Origin of the sequence: Azospirillum formosense (assembly GCF_013340925.1) — a bacterium.
GTDB lineage: Bacteria > Pseudomonadota > Alphaproteobacteria > Azospirillales > Azospirillaceae > Azospirillum > Azospirillum formosense.
In genome coordinates, this window is record NZ_WHOR01000452.1 from 1 (window position 1) to 2328 (window position 2328).

At 67.4% G+C, this 2328-nt stretch carries 2 protein-coding genes; both read left to right on the forward strand.

Annotated elements, in window-relative coordinates; all coding sequences use genetic code 11:
* Nucleotides 1-431 precede the first annotated feature (431 nt).
* Nucleotides 432-872 (forward strand): MarR family winged helix-turn-helix transcriptional regulator, encoded by a 441-nt coding sequence (locus GBZ26_RS28875; protein ID WP_174441735.1) that lies wholly within the window; start codon nucleotides 432-434, stop codon nucleotides 870-872.
* 158 nt (nucleotides 873-1030) lie between these two features.
* A complete protein-coding gene (locus GBZ26_RS28880) occupies nucleotides 1031-2275 on the forward strand; it encodes an ABC transporter substrate-binding protein (RefSeq protein ID WP_174441736.1) in 1245 nt (414 codons plus the stop codon).
* Nucleotides 2276-2328: the final 53 nt, after the last annotated feature.

Here is a 2328-nt window from a genome sequence, read left to right on the forward strand (position 1 = left end):
CCGGGAGTGTCCCGCCGCCGGACGGTGACCTCCCGAAGTCCGACCGCGAAAGGACTCCGCCGCCGAACACCTACCCACCGAAACAAAACCCATAATCGAAATATGGGCTGCCCTCTGGTATGACCAAAACACACCCGCATATGCAGATTTCTACCCAGTCCACCAGGAAAGAATCTTGATACGCACGGATCATCTTCGTTCGCGAGTGCTTTGCATTTTAAATAGTGATCAGCCTTAGACTGTGGCCCTATGCCGCAGCGGCGAGCGTTGCCTATCGCGACTTCCATGCCTAGGCTTCAATGCGAAGCCTGCTGCATTTGGTGCACGCCCGGGAGCATTCCCCGGGACCGGCACCGGACCTGCCGCACGGTGTTCCGCCGACACCCGCCGCAACCGGAAACGGTCCGGCTCCGCAACGCTCGTGTGCGCCCATGGATCACATCGCCCATCCTCCGACCGACGATTACCTGCTGACCGGGCAGGTGCATTATCGCCTTCGCCGGGCCCATCAGCGCGCGTCCTCCATCTTCATGGACATGATCGGCGACTCCCAGCTTACCCCCACCCAGTGGGGTGCCCTGGTCACGTTGCGGACCGAAGGATCGTTGTCGCAGAATCAACTTGGCCGGCTGACCTTCATGGACCCGGCGACCACCCAGGGCGTGATCCTGCGCCTCGTGGAGCGCAAGCTGGTGGAACGCCAGCCGGACCCGCAGGACCGGCGGCGCACCAGCGTCAGCCTGACCCGATCCGGCCAATCGCTGGTCAGCACCCTGCTTGGAAACGCCACCCAGGCGCATCACCGGACGCTGGACCCGCTGACCCCGGAGGAGCAGGCGACCTTCCTCATGCTCCTCTCCCGCCTGATGTGAGGCCTGCGGTTCCCACGGCGGCACGCGGAAAAGAGGCTTGGTGCGGCGCAACGGAACGGTGACTTTTGCGGTGGGTTTGCTATGAACGCAGACATTGCGTTCACGCTGCCGTTCCATGCGTTCACGCAGCCGCCAACCGCGCCGGGATACCGCCGACCATGAACCGCCGCCATCTCCTGCTTGCGCCGGGCGCTGCCGCCCTCGCCGTCGCCCTTTGCATCGCCGCGCCGATGCCCGCCGCCCAGGCGCAATCCGCCCCGGCCCCATCGGGCGGGCAGCCGATTCGCGTCGGCGAGATCAACAGCTATACCGGCCTGCCGGCCTTCACGATCCCCTACCGCCAGGGCTGGCAGCTCGCGGTGGAGGAGGTGAATGCGGCGGGCGGCCTGCTCGGTGGGCGCAAGCTGGAGGTCGTCTCCCGCGACGACGCCGGCAAGCCGGACGACGCCGTGCGCGTCGCGCAGGAGCTGCTGTCGAACGAGAAGGTCGAGTTGCTGGCCGGCACCTACTTCTCCCACGTCGGGCTGGCCGTGGCGGACTTCGCCGCGCGCAACAAGGTGCCCTTCGTCGCGGCGGAGCCGCTGACCGACGCCATTACCTGGACCAAGGGCAACCGTTACACCTTCCGCCTGCGCCCCAGCACCTACATGCAGGCGGCCATGCTGGTGGAGGAGGCGGCGAAGCTGCCGGCCAAGCGCTGGGCCACCGTCGCCCCCAACTACGAATACGGCCAGTCGGCGGTGCAGTGGTTCCGCCAGCTGTTGTCGGAGAAGCGTCCGGACGTGGAGTTCGTGGCCGAGCAGTGGCCGGCCCAGGGCAAGCTGGAGGCGGGGCCGACCGTGCAGGCGCTGGCCGCGGCAAAGCCCGACGCCATCTTCAACGTCACCTTCGGCGCCGACCTCGCCAAGTTCGTGCGTGAGGGCGAAGGGCGCGGCCTGTTCCGCAACCGCACCGTCGTCAGCCTGCTGACCGGCGAGCCGGAGTATCTCGACCCGATGAAGGACGAGGCGCCGGAGGGCTGGGTCGTCACCGGCTACCCGCAGGAGCAGATTGACACGCCCGAGCACAAGGCCTTCCGCGAGGCCTATGTGAAGCGTTTCAACGAGCCGCCGCGCCAGGGCTCGGTCGTCGGCTACGCCACCTTCAAGGCCATCGCCGCCGCCGTGGAGAAGGCCGGCTCCACCGATGCGGAGAAGGTCGTGGACGCGCTGTCCGGCCTGGACCTGTCCAGCCCCTTCGGCCCGATCACCTTCCGCGCGCTCGACCATCAGGCGACCATGGGCGCCTATGTCGGCAAGACCACGGTGAAGGACGGCCAGGGCGTGATGACGGGCTGGCGCTACGCCGACGGCGCGGACTATCTGCCGTCCGACGAGGCCGTCCGCAAGATGCGTCCGGAGTAAGGGGCAAGGTCCTGCCCCCACCCTTCCCACGGCTTCGCCGCGGGCCCCTTCCC

What these genes read in the sequence shown, in the direction of transcription:
- GBZ26_RS28875 (WP_174441735.1), top strand. Translation starts at nt 432, where the DNA reads ATGGATCACATCGCCCATCCTCCGACCGACGATTACCTGCTGACCGGG.
- GBZ26_RS28880 (WP_174441736.1), top strand. Translation starts at nt 1,031, where the DNA reads ATGAACCGCCGCCATCTCCTGCTTGCGCCGGGCGCTGCCGCCCTCGCC.